At 64.1% G+C, this 25,716-nt stretch carries 27 protein-coding genes and 1 pseudogene; 19 read left to right on the forward strand and 9 right to left on the reverse strand.

Features of this window, described 5'->3' with window-relative positions; genetic code table 11:
• Positions 1–4: 4 nt before the first annotated feature.
• Positions 5–775 carry an IclR family transcriptional regulator gene (locus JNE37_RS10670; RefSeq protein WP_035036963.1) on the reverse strand — a complete coding sequence of 257 codons (771 nt, stop codon included), beginning with the start codon at positions 773–775 and terminating at the stop codon, positions 5–7.
• Between the two features lie 146 nt (positions 776–921).
• Here JNE37_RS10670 and JNE37_RS10675 point away from each other — a divergent pair, with 146 nt between their 5' ends.
• From JNE37_RS10675 to JNE37_RS10705, 7 genes are all read left to right on the forward strand, one after another.
• Positions 922–2,253, forward strand: coding sequence for a type 2 periplasmic-binding domain-containing protein (locus JNE37_RS10675; protein WP_152571980.1), 1,332 nt, complete (start codon positions 922–924; stop codon positions 2,251–2,253).
• A 167-nt stretch (positions 2,254–2,420) separates the two neighbouring features.
• Positions 2,421–3,323 carry a carbohydrate ABC transporter permease gene (locus JNE37_RS10680; protein WP_035036961.1) on the forward strand — a complete coding sequence of 301 codons (903 nt, stop codon included), beginning with the start codon at positions 2,421–2,423 and terminating at the stop codon, positions 3,321–3,323.
• Entirely contained in the window at positions 3,320–4,183 is an 864-nt protein-coding gene (locus JNE37_RS10685) for a carbohydrate ABC transporter permease (protein ID WP_035094051.1), read from the forward strand. The genes JNE37_RS10680 and JNE37_RS10685 overlap by 4 nt, the downstream gene beginning before the upstream one ends.
• Positions 4,184–4,187: 4 nt before the next feature.
• Positions 4,188–5,273, forward strand: coding sequence for an ABC transporter ATP-binding protein (locus tag JNE37_RS10690; protein WP_035036958.1), 1,086 nt, complete (start codon positions 4,188–4,190; stop codon positions 5,271–5,273).
• Between the two features lie 123 nt (positions 5,274–5,396).
• Positions 5,397–6,503, forward strand: coding sequence for a mandelate racemase/muconate lactonizing enzyme family protein (locus tag JNE37_RS10695; protein ID WP_203066230.1), 1,107 nt, complete (start codon positions 5,397–5,399; stop codon positions 6,501–6,503).
• A gap of 17 nt (positions 6,504–6,520) precedes the next feature.
• Positions 6,521–7,252, forward strand: a complete 732-nt coding sequence (locus tag JNE37_RS10700; RefSeq protein WP_035036952.1) for an SDR family oxidoreductase — start codon at positions 6,521–6,523, stop codon at positions 7,250–7,252.
• Positions 7,253–7,280: 28 nt separating this feature from the next.
• Positions 7,281–8,555, forward strand: a complete 1,275-nt coding sequence (locus JNE37_RS10705; protein WP_203066231.1) for an L-fuconate dehydratase — start codon at positions 7,281–7,283, stop codon at positions 8,553–8,555.
• A 69-nt stretch (positions 8,556–8,624) separates the two neighbouring features.
• Here the strand turns inward: JNE37_RS10705 and JNE37_RS10710 are convergent, their stop codons facing one another.
• Positions 8,625–8,957, reverse strand: a complete 333-nt coding sequence (locus JNE37_RS10710; RefSeq protein WP_203066232.1) for a nuclear transport factor 2 family protein — start codon at positions 8,955–8,957, stop codon at positions 8,625–8,627.
• A 178-nt stretch (positions 8,958–9,135) separates the two neighbouring features.
• Between JNE37_RS10710 and JNE37_RS10715 the strand changes: the two are divergent.
• The 11 genes and pseudogenes from JNE37_RS10715 to JNE37_RS10765 form a co-directional block, all read left to right on the forward strand.
• Positions 9,136–11,031 (forward strand): annotated as a pseudogene (locus tag JNE37_RS10715) (cation:proton antiporter domain-containing protein); the annotation flags it as partial.
• Positions 11,032–11,835: 804 nt separating this feature from the next.
• Complete coding sequence (locus JNE37_RS10720; protein WP_035036947.1) at positions 11,836–12,264, forward strand: RrF2 family transcriptional regulator; 429 nt, start codon at positions 11,836–11,838, stop codon at positions 12,262–12,264.
• A 264-nt stretch (positions 12,265–12,528) separates the two neighbouring features.
• Positions 12,529–13,560: a sulfate ABC transporter substrate-binding protein gene (locus tag JNE37_RS10725; protein ID WP_182399229.1), complete on the forward strand. Its 1,032-nt coding sequence runs from the start codon at positions 12,529–12,531 to the stop codon at positions 13,558–13,560.
• Entirely contained in the window at positions 13,532–14,482 is a 951-nt protein-coding gene (locus JNE37_RS10730; RefSeq protein WP_203066234.1) for a sulfate ABC transporter permease subunit CysT, read from the forward strand. Before JNE37_RS10725 ends, JNE37_RS10730 begins: the two co-directional genes overlap by 29 nt.
• Positions 14,472–15,353: a sulfate ABC transporter permease subunit CysW gene (cysW, locus tag JNE37_RS10735; protein ID WP_203066235.1), complete on the forward strand. Its 882-nt coding sequence runs from the start codon at positions 14,472–14,474 to the stop codon at positions 15,351–15,353. The genes JNE37_RS10730 and cysW overlap by 11 nt, the downstream gene beginning before the upstream one ends.
• A 9-nt stretch (positions 15,354–15,362) precedes the next feature.
• Positions 15,363–16,430 (forward strand): sulfate/molybdate ABC transporter ATP-binding protein, encoded by a 1,068-nt coding sequence (locus JNE37_RS10740; RefSeq protein WP_182399231.1) that lies wholly within the window; start codon positions 15,363–15,365, stop codon positions 16,428–16,430.
• A gap of 71 nt (positions 16,431–16,501) precedes the next feature.
• A complete protein-coding gene (locus JNE37_RS10745; RefSeq protein WP_203066236.1) occupies positions 16,502–17,428 on the forward strand; it encodes a DUF3426 domain-containing protein in 927 nt (308 codons plus the stop codon).
• Complete coding sequence (locus tag JNE37_RS10750) at positions 17,428–17,841, forward strand: response regulator (RefSeq protein WP_035036935.1); 414 nt, start codon at positions 17,428–17,430, stop codon at positions 17,839–17,841. The genes JNE37_RS10745 and JNE37_RS10750 overlap by 1 nt, the downstream gene beginning before the upstream one ends.
• A 27-nt stretch (positions 17,842–17,868) precedes the next feature.
• The gene (locus tag JNE37_RS10755; protein ID WP_203066237.1) at positions 17,869–18,351 is read left to right on the forward strand and encodes a DUF3592 domain-containing protein; all 483 of its coding nucleotides are present in this window, start codon (positions 17,869–17,871) and stop codon (positions 18,349–18,351) included.
• Positions 18,352–18,355: 4 nt separating this feature from the next.
• The gene (locus JNE37_RS10760) at positions 18,356–18,712 is read left to right on the forward strand and encodes a CidA/LrgA family protein (RefSeq protein WP_203066238.1); all 357 of its coding nucleotides are present in this window, start codon (positions 18,356–18,358) and stop codon (positions 18,710–18,712) included.
• A complete protein-coding gene (locus tag JNE37_RS10765) occupies positions 18,709–19,428 on the forward strand; it encodes an LrgB family protein (RefSeq protein ID WP_203066239.1) in 720 nt (239 codons plus the stop codon). The genes JNE37_RS10760 and JNE37_RS10765 overlap by 4 nt, the downstream gene beginning before the upstream one ends.
• A gap of 16 nt (positions 19,429–19,444) precedes the next feature.
• On the opposite strand, the gene lysA is transcribed toward JNE37_RS10765, so the two are convergent.
• Both lysA and argH read right to left on the reverse strand, forming a co-directional pair.
• A complete protein-coding gene (lysA, locus tag JNE37_RS10770) occupies positions 19,445–20,701 on the reverse strand; it encodes a diaminopimelate decarboxylase (protein ID WP_203066240.1) in 1,257 nt (418 codons plus the stop codon).
• A gap of 15 nt (positions 20,702–20,716) precedes the next feature.
• Positions 20,717–22,159 (reverse strand): argininosuccinate lyase, encoded by a 1,443-nt coding sequence (gene argH, locus JNE37_RS10775; protein ID WP_203066241.1) that lies wholly within the window; start codon positions 22,157–22,159, stop codon positions 20,717–20,719.
• A 22-nt stretch (positions 22,160–22,181) separates the two neighbouring features.
• Here argH and JNE37_RS10780 point away from each other — a divergent pair, with 22 nt between their 5' ends.
• Positions 22,182–22,847 (forward strand): TlpA family protein disulfide reductase, encoded by a 666-nt coding sequence (locus JNE37_RS10780; RefSeq protein ID WP_203066242.1) that lies wholly within the window; start codon positions 22,182–22,184, stop codon positions 22,845–22,847.
• Between the two features lie 306 nt (positions 22,848–23,153).
• Here JNE37_RS10780 and JNE37_RS10785 read toward each other — a convergent pair whose 3' ends face one another.
• From JNE37_RS10785 to JNE37_RS10805, 5 genes are all read right to left on the reverse strand, one after another.
• Positions 23,154–23,336 (reverse strand): hypothetical protein, encoded by a 183-nt coding sequence (locus JNE37_RS10785; protein ID WP_203066243.1) that lies wholly within the window; start codon positions 23,334–23,336, stop codon positions 23,154–23,156.
• Positions 23,337–23,370: 34 nt separating this feature from the next.
• A complete protein-coding gene (locus tag JNE37_RS10790) occupies positions 23,371–24,114 on the reverse strand; it encodes a GNAT family N-acetyltransferase (protein ID WP_203066244.1) in 744 nt (247 codons plus the stop codon).
• The gene (locus JNE37_RS10795; protein ID WP_203066245.1) at positions 24,111–24,803 is read right to left on the reverse strand and encodes a rhomboid family intramembrane serine protease; all 693 of its coding nucleotides are present in this window, start codon (positions 24,801–24,803) and stop codon (positions 24,111–24,113) included. Before JNE37_RS10795 ends, JNE37_RS10790 begins: the two co-directional genes overlap by 4 nt.
• A 58-nt stretch (positions 24,804–24,861) precedes the next feature.
• Positions 24,862–25,455, reverse strand: coding sequence for a cob(I)yrinic acid a,c-diamide adenosyltransferase (locus tag JNE37_RS10800; protein ID WP_035033189.1), 594 nt, complete (start codon positions 25,453–25,455; stop codon positions 24,862–24,864).
• Positions 25,456–25,517: 62 nt separating this feature from the next.
• On the reverse strand, positions 25,518–25,715 hold the full coding sequence (locus JNE37_RS10805; RefSeq protein WP_182399241.1) for a twin transmembrane helix small protein: 198 nt from the start codon (positions 25,713–25,715) through the stop codon (positions 25,518–25,520).
• Position 25,716: the final 1 nt, after the last annotated feature.

The raw sequence follows: 25,716 nt of genomic DNA on the forward strand, positions 1-25,716 counted from the left end.
CGGACTAATCCCTCCCTCCGGAAATGGGGCGTTTGGAAATCTCCTCGCCGGCCGCGATCAGCAGGTCGAGCACGGACTGCATGTCGGGGGCGTCGTGCTTGTCGAGGCGGTCGGTAAAGGGGCTGGTGAGAACCGCCAGCACCGTACCGACCGGCCCCAGGATCGGCACCGTGAGGTTGGTTACGCTCGCCACCTGCAGGCTCGGCATGGATTCGTAGCCCTGTTCCTGCACCTTGGCGAGACGCTCCTCGAAACCCGGGGGCAGGTCGCGGGCATCGGCCACGTCCTCGAGCACCAGCCGGCGCTCCTCGGGCGTCGCATAGGCGAGAAAGACGTGGCCGGAGCCGGTATTGACCATGGAGATACGCGAGCCGACGCGGATCGAGACGTTCCAGTAGCCGGGGCTGTCGACCTGGGCCACCACCACGAGGACGTTGCGGTCCTGGATGACGAGGTGACAGGCCTGCTCGGCCTCGCGCGCGAAGCGACGCATGATGGGGAGGGCCTGGCTCACGAGGCGGGAGACGGGCGGGGTGGCGTGCGCCAGCTCGAAAAGCTTGAGCGTCAGCTCGTACCGGTCGCCGGTCGTGCGGCGCACATAATCGCGGCGCACCAGCCGGTCGAGCATGCGGTAGATTTCGTTGGGCGAGCGGTCGAGCGACTTGGCGATTTCGGCCTGGCTCAAGCCCTCTTCGGTGGTGGACAGCAGCTCGAGGATATCCAGTCCCTTGTCCAGTGCTGGCGCGCGGTAGCGGTCGCTTTCCTCGGTGTCCAATTCGGTCGTCCCAATCTGATTGCGGCGCGATGCTAGCTGTTGACGCCGAGGCGTCAACCTGCTTACTTACGAATAGACTTTTCATATATGCATAATCAAGCCTCGGATCGAGGCAACGTGCAGAGAGGTCTCAGGAGGAGAAAACAATGTCATCGAAACTGATGAAAACCGCGCTCATGGCGACGGTTGCGTTCGCGAGCCTTACGGGCATCGCCGCAGCGCAGGACTTCGATTACGGCAAGTTCGACGGCTATACCTTGAAGGTGAAGCTCATCGGCGGCACCCAGTATGAAAAGCTCTATACCCGCATTCCCGAATGGGAAAAGCTGACGGGCGCCAAGGTCGAGATCGTTTCGTCCAAGAACCACTTCGATCTCGACCGCGAGATCAAGCAGGATATCGCCTCGGGTTCGATCACCTGGTGCGTGGGCTCGAACCACACCTCGTTCGCCCCGCAATACGGTGACCTCTATATCGACCTCAAGCAGTCGATCCCGGAAAGCGAACTGGCCAAGTACGTGCCCGGCACGCTCAAGGCTTCCGAAGTCGACGGGCGCCTGGTGCAGCTGCCGCGCGTGACCGACGTTTCCAACCTCTACTACCGCAAGTCGCTCTATGCCGACCCGGCCAACCAGGCCGCCTACAAGGAAAAGTTCGGCAAGGACCTGGCTCCGCCCGAGACCTTCGAGGACTTCAAGAACCAGGTCATCTTCTTTGCCAAGCCGCCGAACCTTTACGGCACGGCTTTCGCCGGCAAGGACGAAGGCATGTCGGGCCGCTTCATGGAAATCCTGCGCGCCAATGGCGGGGATATCTTCGACGAGAACCACAAGCCGATCTTCAACTCGGAAGCCGGCGTTGCCGCCGTCCAGTGGTTCAAGGACATCTATGACGCCAAGGCCGTTCCGGCCGGCACCGTCAACTACACCTGGGACGATATCGGCCAGGCCATGGCCGCCGGCCAGCTGGCGATCGACCTCGACTGGCCGGGCTTTGCCGGCTTCTACTCGGATCCTTCCGCTTCCAAGATCGCCGACGACCTCGGCTTCGCGGTGGCGCCGGTCGGCACGTCCGGCAAGCGCGGCGGCTGGTCCGGCTCGCACTCCTTCTCGGTGACCGAAGCCTGTGACAACAAGCCGGCCGCCGTCTCCTTCGCGGTGTTCCTCACCAATGACGAGAGCGAGATGATGGAAGCCGAGGCCGGTAACCTGCCGACCCGCACCAAGACCTTCACCGACGTCGTCGAGTGGTTCAAGGCCAACAACAAGCCGGCTCTCGCCGAGATGTTCCCCATCTGGCAGAAGTCGCTCGATGAAGCCCGCACCCCGCCGCTGATCCCGCAGTGGATCGAAGTGTCGAACGTGATCTGGCCGAATATCCAGGCCGCCATCATCGGCGAAAAGACCCCGCAGCAGGCCCTCGATGACGCCGCCGCCCAGGCGACGACCATCATGCAGGACGCAGGTTTGCTGCAGTAAGTGCTGTGAAGGGCCGTCCGACTTGTGCGGGCGGCTCACCCCCACCCCTGTCCCCTCCCCGCAAGGGGGAGGGAGACCAGTTGGCGTGATCGTGCCCCAACGTCTCCTCCCCCCTTGCGGGGGAGGGACAGGGTGGGGGGATTTCCACCTAGATGTCGAGAACGCGCATGCGCTTCTTCCGATCGCCCCGGGCGATACCCTATCTTCTGCTGCTTCCCGCCATCCTGGTGATCCTGGCCGTGGTGCTGGTGCCGCTCCTGGTGTCGTTCTGGACGAGCTTTACCGCCTATAATCTCACCAAGCCCGCCACGCTTTTCCAGTTCGTGGGCCTGCGCAATTATCAGCGCCTGATGGTCAATCCGGAATTCTGGTGGGCGTTCGGACGCACGCTGGTCTTCGTCACCATCGCGCTCAACCTCGAAATGGTGCTGGGCCTGGGGCTGGCTCTGCTCATCAACAAGATCACCTGGGGCCAGCGCACGCTGCGGACCATCATGATGTTCCCCATGATGTTCTCGCCGATCCTGGTCGGCTTCCAGTTCAAGTACATCTTCAACGACTCTGTCGGGCTGGTGAACAATGCGCTGTTCGACCTCGGGCTGATCAAGGAGCCGATCCCCTGGCTGGTCGACGGCACGCTCGCCAACTTCTCCATCCTTTTCGCCGAGATCTGGATGTCGACCTCGGTGTTCGCGATCCTGCTGCTGGCGGGCCTGATGGCTCTGCCCAAGGAGCCGATCGAGGCCGCCAAGGTGGATGGCTGCAATCCGGTTCAGGTGTTCCGGCACATCACGCTGCCGTTCCTGATGCCCTTCGTCTACATCGCCATGACCATCCGCTCGCTCGATATCGCGCGTGCCTATGACATGGTCCGCATCATGACCAATGGCGGACCGGCCGGGCGCACCGAGCTCCTGTGGACGCTCATGACCCGCACCGGCTACCAGAACAGCCAGATGGGCATGGCCAATGCCATGGGCTACATCTCGATCCTGCTCTCGATCGTCTTCACCTTCTACTTCTACCGCAAGCTGGTGGCTGCGCGGACCTTCATGGGAGGCGCGCAATGAGCCGGCAATTGACTATCGAAAAGCCGTGGCAGCGCTGGCTGATCCGGCTGGGCGTGTTCGTGGCCATGGTCATCCTGTGCGTCCCGGGCGTCTGGGTCGTGCTCACCGCCTTCCGCCCCAATATCGAAATCCTGGCCCGCCCGGCGGTGTGGATTCCCCATGAGCTGACGCTCAACAACTTCAAGGGGATTTTCGGGCTCCTGCCGACCCAGCAGGGCCTGCCGGTGGCGCAGTATTTCATCAACTCGCTCGTCATCTCGGTGACCTCGACATTGGTCGCCATCATCGTGGGCATGGCCGGCGGCTACGCCTTCGCGCGCTACCGCTTCAAGGGCAAGGCCGCGCTTTTCCTGGCCTTCATGCTGTCGCGCACCGTGCCGGGCGTGGCACTGTCGCTGCCGCTCTTCATCGTCTGGGCCCGGGTCGGGCTCATCGATACCCCGATCGGGCTGATCCTCGTCTACATGGCGATCAACATCCCCTTCACCATCTGGCTCACCGACGGCTTCTTCCGGCAGATTCCGGTCGACCTTTCGGAGGCCGCCCAGATCGATGGCTGCACGCGCTGGCAGGCGTTCTGGAAGGTCGAGTTTCCGCTCGCCCGTTCGGGACTGGCCTCGGCGGCGATCTTCGCCTTCCTCACCTCGTGGAACGAATATGCGCTGGCCAGCCAGCTCACCCGCACCACGGCAAGCAAGACCATGCCGGTGGGCCTGATGGATTTCACCGCACAATTCACGGTGGACTGGACCGGTATGAGCGCCATGGCCGTGCTCATCATCATCCCGGCTCTCGTCCTCACCTTCATCGTCCAAAAACATCTGATCGCCGGCCTGACGTTCGGCGGCGTAAAGGGTTAGTCCAATGGCGGAAGTTCGCCTTCAAAAGGTCGTCAAGCGCTACGGGAACCTCGAGATCGTGCATGGCATCGATCTCGACATCGCCCACAACGAGTTCGTGGTGCTGGTCGGGCCCTCGGGCTGCGGCAAGTCGACGACGCTGCGCATGGTGGCCGGGCTCGAGGAAATCTCGGGCGGCACGATCTCGATCGGGGACCGGGTGGTCAATGACCTGCCACCGCGCTCACGCAACATCTCGATGGTGTTCCAGTCCTACGCGCTCTACCCGCATATGACGGTCAAGGAAAACCTCGGTTTCGGGCTCAAGATCGCCAAGGCCCCGGAAGCCGAGATCGAAAAGCGCGTGGCCGAAGCTGCCGAGATTCTGGGGCTCGGGCCCTATATGGACCGCCTGCCGGCCAACCTTTCGGGTGGCCAGCGCCAGCGCGTGGCCATGGGCCGCGCCATCGTGCGCAACCCGGACGTGTTCCTGTTCGATGAGCCCTTGTCCAACCTCGACGCCAAGCTGCGCGGGCAGATGCGCGTCGAGATCAAGAAGCTGCACCAGCGGGTCAAGACCACGGTCATCTACGTCACCCACGACCAGGTCGAGGCCATGACGCTGGCCGACCGCATCGTCATCATGCGCGACGGCAATGTCGAGCAGGTGGGCACCCCTTCGGAAGTCTTCGAAAAGCCGGTCAACACCTTCGTGGCCGGCTTCATCGGCTCGCCGCCGATGAACCAGCTCGATGCGGTGGTGGCCGATGGCGGCGCCAAGCTGAGCGATGGCACCATCGTGCCGCTGCCGGCGGGCCTCAAGGTCGATGCCGGCCAGGAAGTCGTCGTCGGCTTCCGCCCGGAAAGCTTTGCGCCCAAGGGCCATGCACTTCATGACGAGTCGCGCACCATCACCGTGAGCCGCCCCGTGCTGATCGCCGAGCCGCTCGGAACCGAGACCATCCTCTTCACCGAGCTGGGCGGCAAGGAAGTGCAGGGCAAGATGCTCAATCCGCGCCATGTGAACTCGGGCGAAGTGCTCGAATTCACGCTCGATCTCACCCGGCTGCACGTCTTCGACAAGGCGTCGGGGAAGAGCCTGAGGGCGTGATGGCAAATTCCGTGACACTGGCACCCCCCACCCTGTCCCTCCCCCGCAAGGGGGGAGGTGACGTGCCGGCACAACCTTTCTTCACCTCCCCCCTTGCGGGGGAGGCCGGGAGGGGGGTGGCCAATGGCTAAGATCGTCCGCGTCGAACTTCTCATGGTCGACCTCAAGCCCAAGGTGAAGAGGGTCGATGCCATCCAGTCCTTCGTCTCCCAGGAGACGCCGATCGTGCGCATCACCGATGCCGACGGCGCGGTGGGCGTGGGCTACAGCTACACCATCGGCACCGGCGGCATGTCGGTGATGAAGCTGCTTGAGCTGACGCTGGCGCCCGCCATAATCGGCCGGGACGCCTACGACATCGAAAAGATCTGGCGCGACCTGCTGTTCCTGACGCATGCGACCACGGTCGGCGCCATTACCGCCATCGCCATGGCGGCGATCGACACGGCGCTCTGGGATCTAAAAGCCAAAAAACTCGGGCTGCCGCTGCATATCCTTGCCGGTGGCGCCCAGAAGGCCATTCCGCTCTACACCACCGAGGGCGGCTGGCTGCATCTGGAGCAATCGGCGCTGGTGGAAGACGCGCTGCGGGCCAAGGCCGACGGCTTTGCCGGGGCCAAGCTCAAGGTGGGCCGGCCCATCCACGAGGACGTCAAGCGCATCTCGGCGGTCCGTGAGGCCGTCGGCCCGGGCTTTGAAATCTTCACCGACGCCAACCAGGCCTTTGCGGTGGATGAAGCCATCCGCCGGGCGCGGGCCTATGAGCCGCTCGATATCGGCTGGCTGGAAGAGCCGCTGCCGGCCGACGACATCGAGGGCCACAAGCGGCTGGTCGAGCATACGAGCCTTCCCATCGCTGTGGGCGAAAGCCTCTATTCGCACCTGCATTTCCGCGAATATCTCGAACGCCATGCCTGCTCGATCGTGCAGGTGGATGTGGGCCGCATCGGGGGCATCACGCCCTGGCTCAAGGTCGCCCACATGGCCGAGTGCTTCAACATCGCCGTCTGTCCGCATTTCCTTATGGAACTGCATGTCTCGCTCTGCGCCGCCGTGCCCAATGCACGCTGGGTCGAATACATTCCGCAGCTCGACGACTTGACCTCCGAGCGAATGACCATTCGAGATGGCAAGGCGATACCGAGCGACGCGCCGGGCCTGGGCATTGCCTGGGATTTCGAGGCGATCGACGGCATGGTTGTCGACGGGTCGCGCACGGTTGTTTCTTAGGGTTTGGAGATAAGTTCATGGCCGATCTCAACGGCAAAATCACGCTGATCACCGCCGCCGCGCAGGGCATTGGCCGCGCTTCGGTCGAGGCGTTTTCGCGGGCCGGCGCAAAGGTCATCGCCACCGACATCAATGCCGAAAAGCTCCGGGAACTCGATGGCATTCCCAATGTCACCACACGCGTGCTCAACGTGCTCGATGCCGAGGCGGTCAATGCCGCCGTCGCCGAGATCGGCCGCATCGACGTGCTCTTTAACTGCGCGGGCGTCGTCCACAACGGCACCGTGCTCGAAATGAGCGAGAAGGACCTCGAATTCGCCTTCGACCTCAATGTCTGGGCCCAGGTGCGGACCATCAAGGCGATCCTCCCGGGCATGCTGGAGCGCGGCGATGGCGCCATCGTCAACATGGCGACGGTGGCCTCCTCGGTCAAAGGCGTGCCCAACCGCGCCGCCTATTCGATCTCCAAGGCCGCCGTCATCGGCCTCACCAAGTCGGTGGCCGCCGACTATGTGACCCGAGGCATCCGCTGCAACGCCATTGCCCCGGGCACCGTCGACAGCCCCTCGCTCCACGAGCGCTGGAAGGCGACCGGCGACTTCGAGGCGGCCAAAACGGCCTTCATCGCGCGCCAGCCCATCGGGCGCATCGGCAAGCCCGAGGAAGTGGCGGACCTCGCCGTCTATCTCGCCGGCGCCACCTACACGACCGGCCAGGTCCACGTCATCGACGGCGGCTGGACCGGCTGATTCCTTTTGCTTTGCGGAACCTCGTTCGATGACCAAGATTACCGGCCTCAAGACCTTTGACCTGCGTTTCCCGACCTCCCAGTCGCTCGACGGGTCGGACGCCATGAACCCCGATCCCGATTACTCGGCGGCCTATGTCGTCCTCCAAACGGATGGCGCCCATGAAGGGCACGGCCTCACCTTCACCATCGGGCGCGGCAACGAAGTGGTGTGCGCGGCGATCAAGGCGCTTGAGGGCCGGGTGCTTGGGCTCGAACTCGGCTGGATCGCCGAAAATCCCGGCCGTTTCTGGCGGCACGTGACCGGCGACAGCCAGTTGCGCTGGATCGGCCCGGACAAGGGCGCGATGCACCTGGCCACCGGCGCCGTGGTCAACGCAGTCTGGGACCTCCTCGCCAAGGATGCGGGCAAGCCTGTCTGGCAATTCGTTGCCGACATGCCCCCCGAGCAATTGGTCTCGATCATCGATTTCCGCTACCTCACCGACGCCATCACCCCCGAGGAGGCGCTCGAAATCTTCCGCAAGGCGGAGACCGGCAAGGCCGAGCGTATCGCCAAGCTCAAGGCCGAGGGGTATCCCTGCTACACGACCTCGGCCGGCTGGCTGGGCTATTCGAACGAAAAGCTCACGCGCCTTGCCACCGAGGCGGTGGACGCCGGGTTCAAGCACATCAAGATGAAGGTCGGGCGGGATCTCGACGACGACATCAGGCGCCTCGAAATCGTGCGCTCGATCATGGGACCGGACCGGTATCTGATGATCGACGCCAACCAGGTGTGGGAAGTCGACCAGGCCATCGACTGGGTGCGCGAGCTCAAGCGCTTCAACCCCTACTTCATCGAGGAGCCGACCAGCCCCGATGACATCGAGGGGCACCGCAAGATCCGCGAATCCATCGCCCCGGTGAAGGTGGCGACCGGCGAGATGTGCCAGAACCGCATCATCTTCAAGCAGTTCATCACGCGGGGCGCCATCGACATCGTCCAGATCGATGCCTGCCGCATCGGGGGCCTGAACGAAGTGCTCTCGGTGCTGCTGATGGCGGCCAAATACAAGCTGCCGGTCTGGCCGCATGCGGGCGGCGTCGGCCTGTGCGAATACGTGCAGCACCTCTCGATGATCGACTACCTCGTCGTCTCGGGCACCAAGGAAGGCCGGGTGATCGAGTTCGTGGACCATCTCCACGAGCACTTCATCGAACCCTGCGACATCCAGAACGCCGCTTACATGCCGCCCAAGCTGCCGGGCTTCTCGATCCAGATGAAGCCGGAATCCATCGTCGAGCACGTATTCGAAGGGTGATTGGCGAGCGGCCAGAAGCCTCCGGCACCCCCAATCTTGGTTGCCCGACGAAGGTCGGATCAGATGCCGTTAACTCTCCGAAATCCGCAGCTCCCGCACCTTCCCACCCCCGAGCGTGAAGGTGAATTTACTCGTTCCCGAAAAGAAGCTGCTCTTCCAGTCCGTCATCACTTCCACCTTCTCGGGTGAAGCGGAGAGCACCTTGGCAATGGTCAGCGTGCCCTTGGCGCCGATCAGTTCCTTGTCGCTCCAGCCGCGGATCGCGGCGTGGCCGGAAAACCGTCGGCCCCAGTCCTCGACCACTCCGTCTTCGGGGAAGAAGGCGAGGAAAGCTTCGGTGTCGCCGCGATTGATGGCCTGACGGAGGCTCTCGATCACTGTGGGCAGGGTTGGATCAGCCATGTTTTGCACCTAATTGCCGGTAGAGTGACGCATGGACGATTGGCGAGAAGTCGATGCGACACAAGCCAAATTTGTTCGATGCCTTTGGCGCTATCGCTTGCGCGACAGCCGCCGAATCCTCATTTTTGTTTTCCTGACCACACAACGGCGCCTTCTGGCGCCGCCGGAGACCTGTTGAATGCCCCATGATACGCCCCTGATCACCACGATCGTCGTCGCGTTCGTTCTGGCGTTCATCTTCGGGGCGATCGCCAACCGCCTGCGGCTTCCGCCGCTCATCGGCTACCTCTTCGCCGGCATCCTGGTGGGGCCGTCCTCACCCGGTTTCGTGGCCGATGTCGGTATTGCCAACCAATTGGCCGAGATCGGCGTCATCCTCCTGATGTTCGGCGTCGGGCTGCATTTCTCGCTCAAGGACCTGATGACGGTCAAAACCCTCGCCATTCCCGGCGCGCTGGTGCAGATCGCCTTTGCGACACTCCTGGGTGTCGGCCTGGCGATGCTCCTGGGCTGGGGCGTGGGGTCGGGCGTGGTCTTCGGCCTTGCGCTCTCGGTGGCCTCGACCGTCGTGCTGCTCAAGACCATGCAGGATCGGCGCCTCATCGATACCGAGCGCGGCAAGATCGCGGTGGGATGGCTCATCGTCGAGGACATGGCGACCGTGCTCGCCCTCGTGCTCATCCCGGCGCTGGCGCCGCTCCTTGGCGGCGATACCGTGCCGGTGCCGCACGATTCCTTCGTGTCGCTGACCGAGCGGCTCATCGGCACCAATATCGGGCTCGTCGGGGTCATCGTCATCACCCTCATCAAGGTGGCGGCCTTTGTCGGCTTCATGCTGGTCGTCGGCCGGCGCGTCATCCCGTGGATGCTCCACGCGGTCGCCCATACCGGCAATCGCGAGCTCTTCCGTCTCGCCGTCCTCGCCATTGCACTGGGCGTGGCCCTTGGTGCTGCCTATCTCTTCGGCGTATCGCTGGCGCTCGGTGCCTTCTTCGCCGGCATGATCCTGTCGGAAAGCGAACTCTCGCAGCGCGCCGCCAACGAGACGCTGCCGCTGCGCGATGCCTTCGCGGTGCTGTTCTTCGTTTCGGTCGGCATGCTGGTCGATCCCATGATCATCGTGCAGAACCCGCTGCCGGTGCTGGGCACGCTCTTCATCATCCTCTTCGGCAAGTCGATCGCGGCTTTCTTCATCGTCGTCGCTTTCCGCCAGCCGGTGTCCACGGCGCTCACCATTTCGGCGAGCCTGGCGCAGATCGGCGAATTCTCGTTCATCCTCGCTGCCATGGGCGTGTCGCTCCATATCCTGCCGGAGGAAGCGCGCGATTTGATCCTCGCCGGCGCCATGGTCTCGATCATTCTCAATCCGCTGATGTTCTTCATTGCCGACCGGCTGCGGCCATCGCTCGAAACGCGCGTCGCCCAACGGCGTGGTGAACCCGTCGAGCCGAGCGCGGCGCCGGGGCAGGTCGAGCCCTCGCTCGAACCGGTTGCCGGCGAGGCCGCCGCTGCGGCCGAAGAGCCCGTGGCCGTGCCCGAGCCTGATGTGCCGGTTCCGACCACGCTTGCCGGGCACACCATCGTCGTCGGCTTCGGCCGCGTCGGGTCGGTGATCGGGGAGGGGCTCAAAGCCGATGGGGAACCTTTCCTCGTCATCGAGGATTCGGACTCCAGGGTTGCGGAAGCCCGGGCGCTCGGCATCGAGGTCGTGGTGGGCAATGCCGCCAATCCCGAGGTGCTGGCGCTCGCCAATGTCGTTGGCGCACGGCGCCTTGTCATTGCGATGCGCAATTCCTTCGAGGCCGGGCAGGCGACCGAGCAGTGCCGCAAGCTCAATCCGTCCATCGATATCGTGGTGCGGGCGCATTCGGAGGAGGAACGGGAGTACCTCATGCGAATGGGCGCCAATACCGTCTTGATGGGCGAACGCGAAATCGGACTGGGTATGCTGGCTTTCATCGAAGGCAAGCGTCCGGCCGAGCGCAGCGCGCCGGCGCCGGAAGAAGAGCCGGAGGCTGCCGGCCCCAAGCTGGCCCCGGTCGAAAACTTCATCACCAAGGCCATCGAGCCAGCTTTGACTGGCGCGGTCGTTGCAGCACCTGCTGCAATCGCTGTGACGGAGGAGACGCTCGTCGACCTGCCTGCCGAATCGGTAGAGCCCGAAGCGGTCGAAGTGCCCGAAAACGCCGAGGAGAGTACCGAACTCGAAGCCGAAAGTACCGAACCGGTGCCGCCGGCGGTCGAGCCCGTTCTCATCGAGCCGCGTATCGACGGATCGGCCTCCGCAGCGCCCGATGTGATCGTGCTTCCCGAAAAGCTGCCGTCCATGGCCGACGATGATGGCGTGCCGGGCCAGCCCACTGAGCCGACACCGCCTCCGCCGCCCGAAACGCCGCCTGAGCCGGAGCCCGAGCCCACCCCCGAGCCGTTGCCGCCCGAACCCCAGCCGGAGCCCGAGCCGCAGCCTGAGCCGGATGTGCCGCCCCAGCCGGAACCGGTACCTGAGCCCGTCACTCCGCCGCCAACGGAAGTACCGGTGCCCGCGCCCACCGAGTTGCCGCCGGCTCCGGGTGAGTTCCCGCCGTCCGCGCCGCCCGAAAGCGAGCCGATCCCGATCGAGCTGCCCGCGAGCGACCCAACGCCCAACGAACTGCCGGGTAACAACCCGCCGGAAATGGCCGCTGACTCCACGGCAGAGGACACCGGCTCCGAAGAGGCGATGGCGACTTCGGACAAGCCGGAAAACGAAGACGGCGAAGACAAGAAGACCGATACGCCCTGATATGGCGCGAAAGTAGGGGCCGGGCCTTCACTGTGCCCGGCCAATTGTGCTTAGCTTGGCGGCGAAGGCGTTTCGGCGCCGCATTGGTCCCTGGGTATGATCTCGCAAAAGGCAAAATACGCATTGAGGGCACTGGTGGCGCTGACCAAGGTGCCGCCGGGCGCGACCCGCATGATCTCCGAGATCTCGCGCGAGCAGGCCATTCCCAAGAAATTCCTCGAACAGATCCTGCTCGAGCTCAAGCGCGCCGGCCTCGTCAACAGCCAGCGTGGACGCACGGGCGGCTATGCCCTGCTGCGTGCGCCGGGTGAAATCACGTTCGGGGAGGTGCTGCGCCTTATCGACGGGCCGATCGCGCCGCTCCCCTGCCTCTCGAAAGTCTTCTATCGGCGGTGCGACGATTGCCGCGAAGAGGAAAGCTGTGAAGTCCGCCACGTCTTCGCCAAGGTGGCCGAGGCCACGCGTGGAGTGCTCGACTCCACTACGCTCGCCGACGCCGTTCACGTGGAACTGGAAACGCTCTAGTTCCCGGCACGTCTCCATCCTTCTTGCGAGCAGAGCGAGCCGCGTTGCGCGCCCCAGATAATCCACCGTTAATAATTCGGAATGGATTACCTTTAGCCTTCCTCGCGGCCCCTCGATCCGCCCCATTTTTCGCGAAACCGGGGTCACCGCAGGAACTTTTTCTCCAGAGGCTGATTTCGGAGGTTGGTCTTCGGCTTGCGTAAATGCCGACCTATCCAGTAGGCTTTATTCAGTTCTTCACGAGAGGAGCCCTTGGAGGACAAGATGAAGACGACTGCACGAATTCTCGCTTATGGCGGGCTGGTCGCAGCCCTGGCCGTCGGCTTTGCGGTTACGGCGCGTGCCGCCGACCAGTCCCTGCTCAATGTCTCATACGATCCGACGCGCGAACTCTATCAGCAGTTCAATGATGCCTTTGCCGCGCATTGGAAGGAAACCACGGGCAACACTGTCACCATCGACAACAGCCATGGCGGTTCGGGCAAGCAGGCCCAGGCCGTCATCGACGGGCTTGAGGCCGATGTGGTGACACTGGCGCTCGAAAGCGACATCAACGCGATCGTCGAGAAGTCCGGTCTCATCAAGCCGGATTGGCGCTCGCATTTCGAGAATAATTCGACCCCCTATACCTCGACCATCGTGTTCCTGGTGCGCAAGGGTAACCCCAAGGGCATCCAGGACTGGGGCGACCTGGTCAAGGACGGCGTCGAGGTCATCACGCCCAATCCCAAGACCTCGGGTGGCGCCCGCTGGAATTACCTGGCTGCCTGGGCCTGGGCCAACGGCCAGTTCGGGGGCGACGAGGCCAAGATCGAGGAATACGTCAAGGCGCTCTACCAGCACGTACCCGTGCTCGATACCGGCGCCCGCGGCTCGACCGTGACCTTCGCGCAGAAGGAGTTGGGCGATGTCCTGCTCGCCTGGGAGAACGAGGCCTATCTCGTGCTCGACGAATTCGGGGCCGACAATTTCGATATAGTCATCCCGCCGCAATCGATCCTGGCCGAGCCGCCGGTGGCGATCGTGGATAGCAATGTCGACAAGCACGGCACGCGTGAACTGGCCCAGGCCTATCTCGAATATCTCTATTCGCCCGAGGGCCAGACCATTGCCGCAAAGAACCATTACCGTCCGTCCAAGCCTGAGCTGGTAACGGACCAGGCGCTGGTGGAAGCCTTCCCAAAGATCAAGCTGGTCACTATTGATGATCCGATCTTTGGCGGCTGGAAAGTAGCGCAGCCCAAGCATTTCGGGGACGGTGGGATCTTTGACAAGCTCTACACACCCGGCCAGTAAGGCGAAAAACCAGCCCGCGCGAGCGGGCTGGTCCTTCGTCAAGCCGAGCGTCGTCCCGGGCTTCGGCCTCACGTTCGGGTATACGCTCCTTTACCTCTCGATCATCGTCCTGATCCCGATTGCGGCCTTGTTCTTCAAGGCCTTTTCCTTGTCGCCCGAGAGGCTGATCGAAATCGCCACCGACCGGCGCACCGTGGCCGCGCTCTGGGTGAGTTTCGGCTCGTCCTTCATCGCGGCCCTGGTCAACGTCGTCTTCGGCGTCATCGTGGCCTGGGTGCTGGTGCGCTATCGCTTTCCGGGCCGGCGGCTGCTCGATGCCATTGTCGACCTGCCATTCGCGCTGCCGACGGCGGTGGCCGGCATTGCGCTATCGACGCTTTATGCCCCCAAGGGCTGGGTCGGCGCGCTCTTTGCCCCGCAGGGCGCGATCGGGCGGCTCTTTGCCGATGGCTCCTGGTGGGCCGATCATTTCGGGCCCTGGACAATCAAGATCGCCTATACCCCGGCAGGCATCACCATCGCGCTGATCTTCATCGGCCTGCCCTTCGTCGTGCGCACGGTGCAGCCGATCCTCGAGGAATTCGAGCAGGAGCTTGAAGAGGCGGCCGCGACACTCGGGGCCACGCGCCTCCAGACCATCAGGCACGTCATCATGCCGCGCCTGACGCCGGCCGTGCTGACAGGCTTCGCGCTCGCCTTCGCGCGCGCGGTGGGAGAATACGGCTCGGTCATCTTCATTGCCGGAAATATCCCCTACGTCTCCGAGATCGCGCCGCTGCTCATCGTCATCCGGCTCGAGGAATTCGACCAGCCGGCGGCTTCGACCATCGCGGTCATCATGCTGGTGATCGCCTTTGCCATGCTGCTGGTCATCAACCTGATCCAGGCCTGGAGCCGCAGGAGGTTTGGCGATGGTGTATGACAGCCGCCCCGCCCCCGCCGCGCCCGATATTCACTCGGGCGCCACCACCGAGCGCCTCTGGGTGCGCATGGTGCTCGTCGCCCTTGCCGTCGTCTTCATGGCGCTGGTGCTGGTCATGCCGCTGGTGCTGGTCTTCAGCGAGGCCTTCCGCAAGGGAGCCGAGTTCTTCTTCAAGTCGCTGTCCCAGCGCGATGCCGTGACGGCGATCCAGCTCACGCTGACCGTGGCCGCCATCGCCGTGCCGCTCAATCTCGTCTTCGGGGTGGCGGCCTCCTGGGCCATCGCCAAGTTCGAGTTCAAGGGCAAGGCCTTCCTCATCACCCTTATCGACCTGCCATTCTCGGTCTCCCCGGTGGTGTCGGGCCTCGTCTATGTCCTGCTTTTCGGTGCGCAGGGCTATTTCGGACCCTGGCTCAAGGCCAACGATATCGAGATCATCTTCGCCGTGCCCGGCATTGTGCTGGCCACGATCTTCGTCACCTTCCCCTTCGTCGCGCGCGAGCTCATCCCGCTCATGCAGGTGCAGGGCAATGGCGACGAGGAAGCGGCGCTGTCGCTGGGTGCCAATGGCTGGCAGACCTTCTGGCATGTGACGCTGCCCAACATCAAATGGGGCCTGCTCTACGGCGTGCTGCTCTGCAATGCCCGCGCCATGGGCGAATTCGGCGCCGTGTCGGTGGTGTCCGGCCATATCCGCGGCAAGACCACGACGATGCCGCTCCACATCGAGATTCTCTACAACGAATACAATTTCGCCGGCGCCTTCGCCGTGGCTTCGCTGCTCGCCATGCTCGCGCTCGTCACCCTTATCATCAAGACTGTCCTTGAGTTGCGCTTCGGCGACGAACTCGCGGCGACCCGACGGCACTAAAGGGAAGTTATGGAAGACATTTCCGTCCGCCACGTCCGCAAGGAATTTTCGCGCTACCCTGCGCTCAACGATGTGTCGCTCGATATCAAGGGTGGCGAGCTCATTGCGCTGCTCGGGCCTTCCGGCTCGGGCAAGACCACGCTCCTGCGTCTCATTGCCGGGCTCGAAAGCCCCACGGCGGGCCAGATCTTCTTCGGCGACGAGGATGCCTCGGCCAAGACCGTGCAGGATCGCAATGTCGGCTTCGTCTTCCAGGCCTATGCGCTTTTCCGCAACATGACGGTGCTCGACAACATCTCCTTCGGCCTGCGCATGCGGCCGCGCCAGACACGCCCACCCAAGGCGGAAATCCGGCGGCGGGCGATGGAACTGCTCGATCTCGTCCAGCTCTCCGGCCTCGACAAGCGCTATCCCCAGCAGCTCTCGGGCGGCCAGCGCCAGCGCGTGGCCCTTGCCCGGGCGCTGGCCATCGAGCCGCGCGTGCTGCTGCTCGACGAGCCCTTCGGCGCGCTCGATGCGCAGGTGCGCAAGGAGTTGCGCAAATGGCTGCGAGAAATCCACGATCGCACCGGACACACCACGGTCTTCGTCACCCACGACCAGGAAGAGGCGCTCGAACTTGCCGATCGGCTGGTGGTGATGAGCCAGGGCAATATCGAGCAGGTGGGCACGCCCGACGAGGTCTATGATCGACCGAACTCGCCCTTCGTGTTTTCCTTCATCGGCGAATCAAGCGCCTTGCCGGTGACGGTCGAGAACAACGAACTCTGGGTCGGCGGCCGCGCCATCGGCCTTGCCGCGCCTGAAACCGAGGAGGGCGTAGCCCGCCTCTATTTCCGCCCGCACGATGTCGAACTCGTCGAGAGCGATGCCTGCATGGTGGGCGTCGTGGTTTCAAGCCGCCGCGTTGGCGGCACACGGCGCGTCGAGCTGGAAATCGGCGGGGACCAGGGGCTTGTGGAGATCGATCTGCCGTTCGACCACCCGGCAGGGGAAAAGAGCCGGATCGCATTCCGGCCCAAACGCTGGCGGCTTTATCCGGTCGCGGGGGAAAGTGTCGGCTCGGTTCGATCTTAGCCGGCGAATTTGAGGAGTCTTAACTCCCGGCCGCTAGCTTGATGGCTTTCCAAGCCCAAGCGTCGCGGCCGATGATAATTACTTGTCCCCATTGCCAGACTCGCTACCAGATCGCGCTCGAAACGATCGGCTCGGCCGGTCGCAAGGTGCAGTGCGCCAATTGTGGCGAAGCCTGGCAGGCAGCGCCCGAATTCCCCAAGCCTCGCCCCAAGCCTACCCTGGTGCAGCCGGGCGAGGAGTATCCGGACGATAAGCTCTTCGATGATGATGACGAAGCCGTGCTCGACGCCGAATTCGCGGCGCAGGAACGGCGCGCCGCGCAGGAGCAGCAGCCAGGCGTCATGGCCCGGGCCGCGGAAGACGATTTCGTCGATGTCGATGGCGAAGTGATCGAGACCGAATCGGTTCCCGCCACTGCCTCGCCGCGCCCGCGGGTCGATCCCGCGCTGGCCCGCAAGCAACAGCGCGCCTTCTTCCGGCGGCAGAATGCCCGCGTGCGGCAATTGCCGCTGGCGCGCGTCCGGCGCACGGCGCGCATCCTCGTCGCGGCCGCCCTTCTCCTGCTGCTCGGAGGCGGCGTTTTCTTCCGCACCGAAATCGTGCGGCAATTGCCGGCCCTGGCCGGGCTCTATGAAAGCGTGGGGCTGGGGGTCAACGTCGTGGGCCTCGAAATCCGCGACCTCAAGACCATGCGCAGCCAGCGTGCCGGCAACGATATTCTTTCGATCGAGGCACGGATCTATTCGGTCGCGAACCGCATCGTACGGGTGCCCTCGGTCGTGGTGACGTTGCTCGATGCGAGCGGCGGGGCGCTCTACGAGTGGAGCGTGGCGCCGCAGGCGAACGATCTCAAGCCGGGAGAAGTCGTCGACTTCTCGACCGAACTACCAAAACCGCCGGTCGGGGCCGCGGGGGTCAGGCTGACCTTCGCTTCGAGCCGGGGGCAAAGCCAGGTCGCGATAGCGACTGCAAACAATCAAGACAGTGAGACGCAGTGATGGCCCGTATTCTTGTTGCGGAAGATGACGACAACGTACGCCAGTTCGTGGTGCGGGCGCTTGAGCTCAAGGGCCACGAGGTAGTCTTTGCCGAAGACGGCGGGCTGGCTGCCGAGGCGATGGCCGAGCATGACGGCGATTTCGAGCTGCTGCTCTCCGACATCAAGATGCCGGTGATGGATGGCATCGCGCTAGCCCTCTCGGTGGGCGCCGCCTATCCCGAAATCACTATCCTCCTCATGACCGGCTTCGCCGACCAGCGCGAGCGCGCGCATGGCCTGGAAGCCCTTATCTACGACGTCATTCCCAAGCCCTTCAGCCTCCAGATGCTGATGGACAAGGTCGATGATGCGCTCGCCGGCCGTCCGGCCGAGATCGTATCGCTGGCCAAGCAGGCGATGAACGGCGGCTGATCATCCGTGAGCAAGCCCGGGCCCGGCATGGTCATGTTGTCCGCGGCGTTGTCCGCCGCGACGCTCGGCCTGGGCGCATTATGTTTCCATCTGGCTTTCGACACCATGGATGTGGGCCGCAGCCTTGCCGCCGAAGGCGTCGAGACCGCAGCGACGATCGAAGCCCTGTCGCTAAAAACCAATGTGGTGAGCCGGTTTCCTACCCAGGAAGCCATTCCTGAATACGATCTGACATATTTGTACTTCGATGGGTCTGGCCGGGCTTGGGGGGCGACCCGGCGAATGTCCTTCCCGTACCTCCCTGCGCCGAAGGTCGGCGGCACCATCTACGTGCGCTACCTGCCGTCCAGGCCAGAGGTCCACGAGCTGAGCCGCGGCACTGTGGCATCGAGCGCGATGTCGGTGCTCCTGATCGCTGTGCTAAGTACCGCTTTCGGAATCGCCGTGCTCGCATACCTCTTGTGGCAGCTCGTCCTGCGCCGGCGTCTGGAGAGACTATTTCAGGAGTGACCTCATGGTCGCCGCTTTTGCGCAATTGCTGGCCTGCCAATTGGCCGGCGAGATCACCACCCGTTCCCTCAATCTGCCGGTGCCCGGGCCGGTCCTCGGGCTCGTCTTCATGGCGGTGATCCTGCTGGTTCGCGCGCAATGGCGCGATACCAGCGAGGAATTGCCGGTCGAGCGGACGGCCGCGGCCATCCTCGCCAATCTGGGCCTGCTCTTCGTGCCCGCGGGCGTCGGCGTGCTCCAGCAATTGGGGCTGCTCTCGAGCCATGCCGTCGGCATCGCGCTCACCGTCGTGCTCTCGACGCTCCTGACGCTGCTTTCGACGGTCGGCACGTTCCTGCTGGTCAAGAAGGTGCTGGCATGAACCAGGAACCGTTTTCGCTCTGGGTCTATCTTTCTTCCCAGCCGCTGCTCTGGCTGGTGGTGACGCTCTGGGCCTGGGTGGCCGCCGATCGCATCGCGCTCCTTGCGCGGCGGGCGCCGATCGTCAATCCGGTGCTGATCGCCATCCTCATCGTCAGCGCCATCCTCGCGGCGACCAGCACGCCGTACGCCGTCTATTTCGAAGGCGCGCAGTTCGTGCACTTCCTGCTCGGCGCCGCCACGGTGTCGATCGCCATTCCGCTGGTCCGCAACCGCTCGGTCGTGCGCGCCAATCTCCTGCCGCTGCTGGCGGCACTGATCGTCGGCTCGATGGTCGCCATCATTTCGGTCATCGTACTCGGGCGAATTTTCGGCCTGCCGCATGACGTGCTGGTCGCCATGGCGCCCAAGTCGGTGACCGCGCCGGTCGCCATGGGTATTGCCGAAAAGCTGGGCGGCGAGCCGTCGCTGACCGCAGTGCTCGTCATCCTCACCGGCGTCCTCGGCGCCGTGGTCGTGACCCCGCTGATGAACGCCTTCCGCATCCGCGACTATGCTGCCCGCGGCTTCGCAGTTGGCCTTGCCTCCCACGGCATCGGCACGGCCCGAGCCTTCGTCGTCGACCCGCTGGCCGGTACCTTTGCCGGCATCGCCATGGGCCTCAACGCCATCCTTACCTCAATCCTGACCCCGATCCTCGTCCACTGGCTGCTTTAGGGCAGCCGGCAGCGGATCACAGCCAGTCGGGGACGCTGTCGAGCGCGATGAGGTCTTCGATGGTCCGGCGGGGGCGGATGACATGCCAGCGGTCGCCATCCACCAACACTTCGGGCACGAGGGCGCGGGTGTTGTAGGTGGAGGCCATGACCGCGCCATAGGCGCCGGCCGACATCACTGCCAGGAGGTCGCCTTCGGTGACGCCGGCCATCTTGCGGCCGAGCGCCAGGTAGTCGCCCGTCTCGCAGACCGGGCCGACAATATCGGCGGTGATCTGAGGCAGGTTGGATTGCTGCACCGGCACCACGTCGTGATGAGCCTCGTAGAGGGTCGGGCGGATAAGGTCGTTCATCGCCGCATCGACGATCACGAAGGTCTTCTGGCCTTCCTTGACGTACTCGACCTTGGTCACCAGCACGCCGGCATTGCCCACGATGAGGCGGCCCGGCTCGATGACCAGGGTGGCGCCGAGATCGCCGAGCTTTTCGCGCACGATCCTGGCATAGGCGCGCGGATCGGGCGGAGCGTCTTCATCCTGGTAATAGGGAATGCCCAGGCCACCGCCGACGTCGACATGGCTGATCTTGTGGCCGTCGGCGCGCAGGTTGCGCACCAGTTCGGCGAGGAGCGTAAAGGCATCCGCAAAGGGCGCCAGGTCCGTGATCTGGCTGCCGATATGCATGTCCACGCCCACCGCCTCGATGTTCTTGAGGTCGGCGATGCGGTTATAGACTTCCTGGGCACGTGCAAAAGGGATGCCGAACTTGTTCTCGGACTTGCCGGTCGAGATCTTGGCGTGGGTCTTGGCATCGACATCGGGGTTGATGCGCACCGAGACGCGGGCCGTCTTGCCCATGTCACCGGCGATCATGTCTAGGCGTTCGAGTTCGGGCTCGCTCTCGACGTTGAAGCAATAGATGCCCAGCTCCAGCCCGCGGCGCATCTCGGCCACCGTCTTGCCGACGCCGGAGAACACCACCTTGTTAGCCGGGATGCCGGCGGCAATAGCGCGTTCCAGCTCGCCACCCGAGACCACGTCGGCGCCGACGCCGAGCTTGGCCATGAGCTTGAGCACCGCCTGGTTGGAATTGGCCTTCATCGCATAGGCGAGGAGCATCGGTATGCCCTCGAAGGCTTCCTGCATCACGCGCACGTGGCGACGCAGGGTTGCCGCCGAATAGACGTAGAACGGCGTGCCGACCTTGGCGGCAAGCTCGGGCATGGGCACGTCCTCAGCGTAAAGCACGCCGTCGCGGGTCTCGAAGTGGTGCATCTCTTGCTGCTTTTCTTACTCGACGCCGCCGTCGCCGTGGCCGGAGGCTGACTTGGTCTTGCGGGGTTCGGTCTTTTCGCCGGTCAGCGCCTGTTTCCAGCGTGCCGCCTGGGCCAGCACGTTGTCGGGCGCGGTGCCGCCATAGCTTTTGCGCGAGCGCACCGAGCTTTCGACAGAAAGCACCTTGTGGATGCGGCTATCGATGCGCGGATCGATGGTCTTGAAATCCTCGATGGTGAGGCCATCGAGCTGCACGCCCTTCTTCTCGGCCAGAGCCACGACCTGGCCCGTAATGTGGTGGGCGTCGCGGAAGGGCACATTGGCCTCGCGCACCAGCCAATCGGCGATGTCGGTAGCGGTGGCGAAGCCCGAGGAGGCGGCTGCGTGCATGCGCTCGCGGTTGACCGTCAGGTCGCCGATCATGCCCGTCATGGCCGCCAGCGACAGCGAGAGGGCATCAAGGGCGTCGAAGGTGACTTCCTTGTCTTCCTGCATGTCCTTGGAATAGGCGAGCGGCAGGCCCTTCATCACGACAAGCAGGCTGGTGAGCGAACCGAGGATACGGCCGATCTTGGCGCGGATGAGCTCGGCGGCATCTGGGTTGCGCTTCTGCGGCATGATCGAGGAGCCGGTGGTGAACTTGTCCGAGAGGCGGACGAAGTTGAACTGGGCAGAGCTCCAGATCACCAGTTCTTCGGCAAAGCGCGAGAGGTGCACCGCGCAGATGGCGGCGGCCGAGAGGGTTTCGAGGGCGAAATCGCGGTCCGAGACGGCGTCGAGGGAATTGGCGGTCGGGCGGTCGAACCCGAGAGCCTGCGCCGTCATATGCCGGTCGATGGGGAAGGAGGTGCCGGCCAGGGCCGCCGAGCCCAGCGGGCTCTCATTGAGGCGCTTGCGGGCATCCGCGAGGCGACCGGCATCGCGGCCGAGCATCTCGACATAGGCGAGAAGGTGATGACCGAAGGTCACCGGCTGGGCGCTCTGCAGGTGCGTGAAGCCGGGCATGATGGTTTCGGCTTCTTCCTCGGCGCGCTTGACCAGTGCCAGCTGCAGCGTCCCGATCTGGGCGGCGAGGGTGTCGATGGAATCGCGCACATAGAGGCGGAAGTCGGTGGCGACCTGGTCGTTGCGCGAGCGGGCCGTGTGGAGGCGCCCGGCGGCATCGCCGATCATTTCCTTGAGGCGACTCTCGACATTCATATGGATGTCTTCGAGTGCACGCGAAAAGTTGAACGCGCCACCCTCGATCTCGGCGAGCACCTGCTCTAAGCCAGCCACGATCGCGTCGCGATCGGCCTGCGTCAGAATGCCGGTTTCGGCCAGCATTCGGGCGTGAGCGATTGACCCGGCGATGTCCTGCCGGTAGAGCCGCTGGTCAAAGCCGATCGAGGCGTTGATCTCTTCCATGATGGCATCGGGGCCCGAAGAGAACCGGCCACCCCACATACGATTGCTCATCACTAGTCCTCTGGAGTCGTTCATGAGTGAAAGCGCGCCCGGAACCCCCAAGAAGCGGTTCCCCCGTCTGGTATTGAGCATGGGACTGGTCGCAGCGGCGCTAGCTATAGCGGTCGGGGTTTGGGTTAGCAATGGCTCGACCCAGGCCAAGGAATGCCCGGTCAACAAGGAAGCGCTGGCCAAGATCGATGCCGCCGCAGTCGGCGAGTTGGCTGCGCTCAATCCGTCGCCGCAGGCGCGCAGCTATGCCGACATGGCCTTCCAGGACAAGGACGGCAATCCCAGGACCATCGCGGATTTCAAGGGCAAGACGCTGCTGGTCAATTTCTGGGCCTCCTGGTGCATACCCTGCCGCGAGGAAATGCCGGCCCTCAACAATCTCGCCGCCCAGTACAACGATGCCGGGTTCGAGGTGCTGCCGATCAATCTGGACATCGGTACCGAAGGCCTGGGCAAGGCCCAGAAGTTCCTCGATGAAGGCCAGTGGGCGCATCTTCCGCTCTATGCCGATCCGAGCTTCAAGGTCTTCGATCGCCTCAAGACCCAGGGCGTTGCCATCGGCCTGCCCGCCACGCTCCTTCTCGACGAGAACGGCTGCGAAATGGCCGTGCTCCAGGGCCCGGCCCATTGGGATACACCCGATGGCGGCCGCGTGATCGAGGCGCTGAAGAGCCTGCTGAGCATCTAGGCCGAGGCGTCAGCAACAGACAAAAAACATCCCCGGCGGCGCCCAGCCTTCGGGGATTTTTCATGCCGGTCGCAGCTTTCGGTTAGGGTCCGTACTCAATTGCGATGGCCGCCCCACGATCGGACTTCCCCGGACTTGATCCGGGGCCCATTGCCATTCTCCACTCGAGTGGAGGAATCCGTGGGCCCCGGCTCTGCGGCCGGGGAAGTTCAGTGGTTGTGGCGCGGCAGACGGACAGCGCTTCCGTTGGAATCGGATGGGGAAATAAGCGCTCTGGGGGCGCCGGGACTTATTGAGTACGGACGCCTAGGCGAGCTTGTCGACCTGCTGGCCGGTGCCCTCGGCCGGCGCCGATTGCACCGCCTGGGTCACCATTTCCACCAGGCTCATGTCCATTTCCTGCTGCTTCCTGAGCAGGGCGACCTGCATCATGAGCTGAGTACGGTCCATGACCATGCGGACGGCGGTGGATGAAATATTGGTCTCCATGCGCGGCAAGATACGCCTCGCCGGTAAACAAAGCCTAAGGCGCGCTGCGGTAGTGATAGTGATAGAGGTCGCGCGTGAAGCCCAGCCGCTCGTAGAGTGCGCGCGCCGGCAGGTTGTCGGTCACCACCTGGAGGCAGGCCGCCTCGGCTCCTTCGCCTGCCGCCCAGTGCATCAGCGCTGCAACCACGGCATTGCCCATGCCCTGCCGGCGCTGGTCGGGCACCGTGGCCACCGATTCCACCACCAGCAGCCCATCGTGGATGACGCCATAGGCATGCGCGCAGACGCGGCCGTCACGCCGGATCGAGGCGAAGCGATGGGGCGGAACGATGGTCTGGAGCATGCGCAGATAGACCGCCATGCTCTCGTCGGTATGGACACCGCCCTCGCGGAAAGCCTGCAGCCAGGCTTCGTCGGCGGCATGGCTCAGTTCCACATCGGCGGGTTCGCCCGGCAGCGTCGAGAAATCGGCGATGAGCGTCGTCACGTCGCTGCTGAATTGGAAGCCGCGCGCTTCCAGTTCAGCATCGATCTCTGAGGCCATGTCCGGCAGGCGGAAGATGAGCGGTCGCCCCAGCGAGGCGTAGAGCTTTGCGGCGGCCGGAATGATGCGCGTGGCCGCGGCGCGCTCGCCGCGCAGCGGGTTGACGGTATTGGTGCGCCGGGTGATGCCGCCCGAAAAGCGCAGGATCCAGCCGTCCAGGAGCATCTGCCGCGGCGAGGGCCAGGCATTGTGGCAGGCTTCCTCAACGCGCCATTGCAGCTCGATGTCGCTCACCGCGGCAGGCTCCCGCCCCAGAGCGGCACGTCGCGGCGTTTGAGGATGGTGGCAAGGATCGCGCCGGCCATCACCCCGCCCAGATGCGCCCACCAGGCGATTGGTTCGGCCGAGCCGATAAGCAGGTAGAAGACCTGCAGCAGCACCCAGACGCCCAGCATCCAGAAAGCGGGCAGGGGCAGCGGGATCGGAATCCAGATGCGCGCGATGACGATAACCCGGGCATGGGGGAAGAGCACGATATAGGCGCCCATGACGCCCGCCACCGCGCCCGAGGCGCCGATCAGCGGGCCGTTCCCCATGGGGTTGAAGGCCAGGTAGATGAGCGCGGCCAGCGCCGCGCAGGCGAGGTAGAAGACGATGTAGCGCACATGCCCCATCGCATCCTCGATATTGTCCCCGAAGATCCAGAGGAACAGCATGTTGGAGAGGAGGTGCAGCCAGTCGATATGGAGGAAGGCGTAGGTCTCGAGGTTCGCCCAGGTCGGCAGCCAGGCGAGCGGCGCCGCCACGAGGCCCCGCACCACGATGGGGATCATGCCGTATTCGATGGTCGCCGTCTCGAAGGCTTCCTTGGGCAGCGTCACCGTCACGAGGAAGACGAGGATATTGAGGGCGATCAGCCCATAGGTCACCACGGCATATTTGATGTGCCGCTTGGGGTTTTCGTCGAAAATGGGGACGAACATCAGCTAACCCCTCGGGCGTCGGGTCGGGCGGCGGCCGGCAGAGGGGAAAAGCGCAAGCTCAGCTCCCGTTCTTGTTGGTCTGGGTATAGCGGCCCGGCGTCCAGAGCACGTCCTTGGCGCCATTGGCATTGGCGACGCGCGCCAGCACGAACAGCAGGTCGGAGAGCCGGTTGATATAGCGCAGCACCTCGGCGTTGATGTCGCTTTCTTCCGAAATCAGCTCCACCACCAGTCGCTCGGCGCGGCGCGCGACGGTACGCGCGATGTGGAGTTCGGCCGCCAGGGGCGTGCCCCCCGGCAACACGAAGCTGGTCAGCGGGGCGAGCCCGTCGTTGAAATGGTCGATCTGCTTTTCCAGCCATTCGGTCTGGGCGGCAGTGATGCGCAGAGATTTTTCGTCCGGCCCATCCTCGCCGGGAGTGGCGAGGTCCGAGCCGAGGTCGAAGAGGTCATTCTGCACGCGTGCCAGGACCGTATCGATCTTGGGCATGGACTGGGTGCCCGTGCGGGCGAGCCCGATCAGCGAATTGGCCTCGTCGATCGTGCCGAAGGCCTCGATCCTGAGGTCCGCCTTGGAGCGGCGGGGGCCGCGCACGAGGCCGGTCGTGCCGTCGTCGCCGGTCTTGGTGTAGATCTTGTTGAGCTTGACCATCACGCCCTCCGGCAAATCAACGGGAAGAGACTAATCGAGGCTCGCGCGCTTGGCGATGCGCCTCAGCTGCGCGTGCCGAACACGTACATGGCGATGACGATCAGCACGACCACGATCGCCTGGGCGATGACGCGGGCGCGCATGAGCTTCTGGCTCATGTTCGGATCGCCGCCGCGGAACATGTTGACGATACCCCAGCCGAGAATGAACGCGACTACGGCAAGGCCGATGAAGATGAGGATATTGTAAGCGCCTTGCATG

This window comes from Paradevosia shaoguanensis (assembly GCF_016801025.1).
Classification (GTDB): domain Bacteria; phylum Pseudomonadota; class Alphaproteobacteria; order Rhizobiales; family Devosiaceae; genus Paradevosia; species Paradevosia shaoguanensis.

What these genes read in the sequence shown, in the direction of transcription:
- JNE37_RS10675 (WP_152571980.1), top strand. Translation starts at nt 922, where the DNA reads ATGTCATCGAAACTGATGAAAACCGCGCTCATGGCGACGGTTGCGTTC.
- JNE37_RS10680 (WP_035036961.1), top strand. Translation starts at nt 2,421, where the DNA reads ATGCGCTTCTTCCGATCGCCCCGGGCGATACCCTATCTTCTGCTGCTT.
- JNE37_RS10685 (WP_035094051.1), top strand. Translation starts at nt 3,320, where the DNA reads ATGAGCCGGCAATTGACTATCGAAAAGCCGTGGCAGCGCTGGCTGATC.
- JNE37_RS10690 (WP_035036958.1), top strand. Translation starts at nt 4,188, where the DNA reads ATGGCGGAAGTTCGCCTTCAAAAGGTCGTCAAGCGCTACGGGAACCTC.
- JNE37_RS10695 (WP_203066230.1), top strand. Translation starts at nt 5,397, where the DNA reads ATGGCTAAGATCGTCCGCGTCGAACTTCTCATGGTCGACCTCAAGCCC.
- JNE37_RS10700 (WP_035036952.1), top strand. Translation starts at nt 6,521, where the DNA reads ATGGCCGATCTCAACGGCAAAATCACGCTGATCACCGCCGCCGCGCAG.
- JNE37_RS10705 (WP_203066231.1), top strand. Translation starts at nt 7,281, where the DNA reads ATGACCAAGATTACCGGCCTCAAGACCTTTGACCTGCGTTTCCCGACC.
- JNE37_RS10710 (WP_203066232.1), bottom strand. Translation starts at nt 8,957, where the DNA reads ATGGCTGATCCAACCCTGCCCACAGTGATCGAGAGCCTCCGTCAGGCC.
- JNE37_RS10720 (WP_035036947.1), top strand. Translation starts at nt 11,836, where the DNA reads ATGATCTCGCAAAAGGCAAAATACGCATTGAGGGCACTGGTGGCGCTG.
- JNE37_RS10725 (WP_182399229.1), top strand. Translation starts at nt 12,529, where the DNA reads ATGAAGACGACTGCACGAATTCTCGCTTATGGCGGGCTGGTCGCAGCC.
- cysW (WP_203066235.1), top strand. Translation starts at nt 14,472, where the DNA reads ATGGTGTATGACAGCCGCCCCGCCCCCGCCGCGCCCGATATTCACTCG.
- JNE37_RS10740 (WP_182399231.1), top strand. Translation starts at nt 15,363, where the DNA reads ATGGAAGACATTTCCGTCCGCCACGTCCGCAAGGAATTTTCGCGCTAC.
- JNE37_RS10745 (WP_203066236.1), top strand. Translation starts at nt 16,502, where the DNA reads ATGATAATTACTTGTCCCCATTGCCAGACTCGCTACCAGATCGCGCTC.
- JNE37_RS10750 (WP_035036935.1), top strand. Translation starts at nt 17,428, where the DNA reads ATGGCCCGTATTCTTGTTGCGGAAGATGACGACAACGTACGCCAGTTC.
- JNE37_RS10755 (WP_203066237.1), top strand. Translation starts at nt 17,869, where the DNA reads ATGGTCATGTTGTCCGCGGCGTTGTCCGCCGCGACGCTCGGCCTGGGC.
- JNE37_RS10760 (WP_203066238.1), top strand. Translation starts at nt 18,356, where the DNA reads ATGGTCGCCGCTTTTGCGCAATTGCTGGCCTGCCAATTGGCCGGCGAG.
- JNE37_RS10765 (WP_203066239.1), top strand. Translation starts at nt 18,709, where the DNA reads ATGAACCAGGAACCGTTTTCGCTCTGGGTCTATCTTTCTTCCCAGCCG.
- lysA (WP_203066240.1), bottom strand. Translation starts at nt 20,701, where the DNA reads ATGCACCACTTCGAGACCCGCGACGGCGTGCTTTACGCTGAGGACGTG.
- argH (WP_203066241.1), bottom strand. Translation starts at nt 22,159, where the DNA reads ATGAGCAATCGTATGTGGGGTGGCCGGTTCTCTTCGGGCCCCGATGCC.
- JNE37_RS10780 (WP_203066242.1), top strand. Translation starts at nt 22,182, where the DNA reads ATGAGTGAAAGCGCGCCCGGAACCCCCAAGAAGCGGTTCCCCCGTCTG.
- JNE37_RS10785 (WP_203066243.1), bottom strand. Translation starts at nt 23,336, where the DNA reads ATGGAGACCAATATTTCATCCACCGCCGTCCGCATGGTCATGGACCGT.
- JNE37_RS10795 (WP_203066245.1), bottom strand. Translation starts at nt 24,803, where the DNA reads ATGTTCGTCCCCATTTTCGACGAAAACCCCAAGCGGCACATCAAATAT.
- JNE37_RS10800 (WP_035033189.1), bottom strand. Translation starts at nt 25,455, where the DNA reads ATGGTCAAGCTCAACAAGATCTACACCAAGACCGGCGACGACGGCACG.
- JNE37_RS10805 (WP_182399241.1), bottom strand. Translation starts at nt 25,715, where the DNA reads ATGCAAGGCGCTTACAATATCCTCATCTTCATCGGCCTTGCCGTAGTC.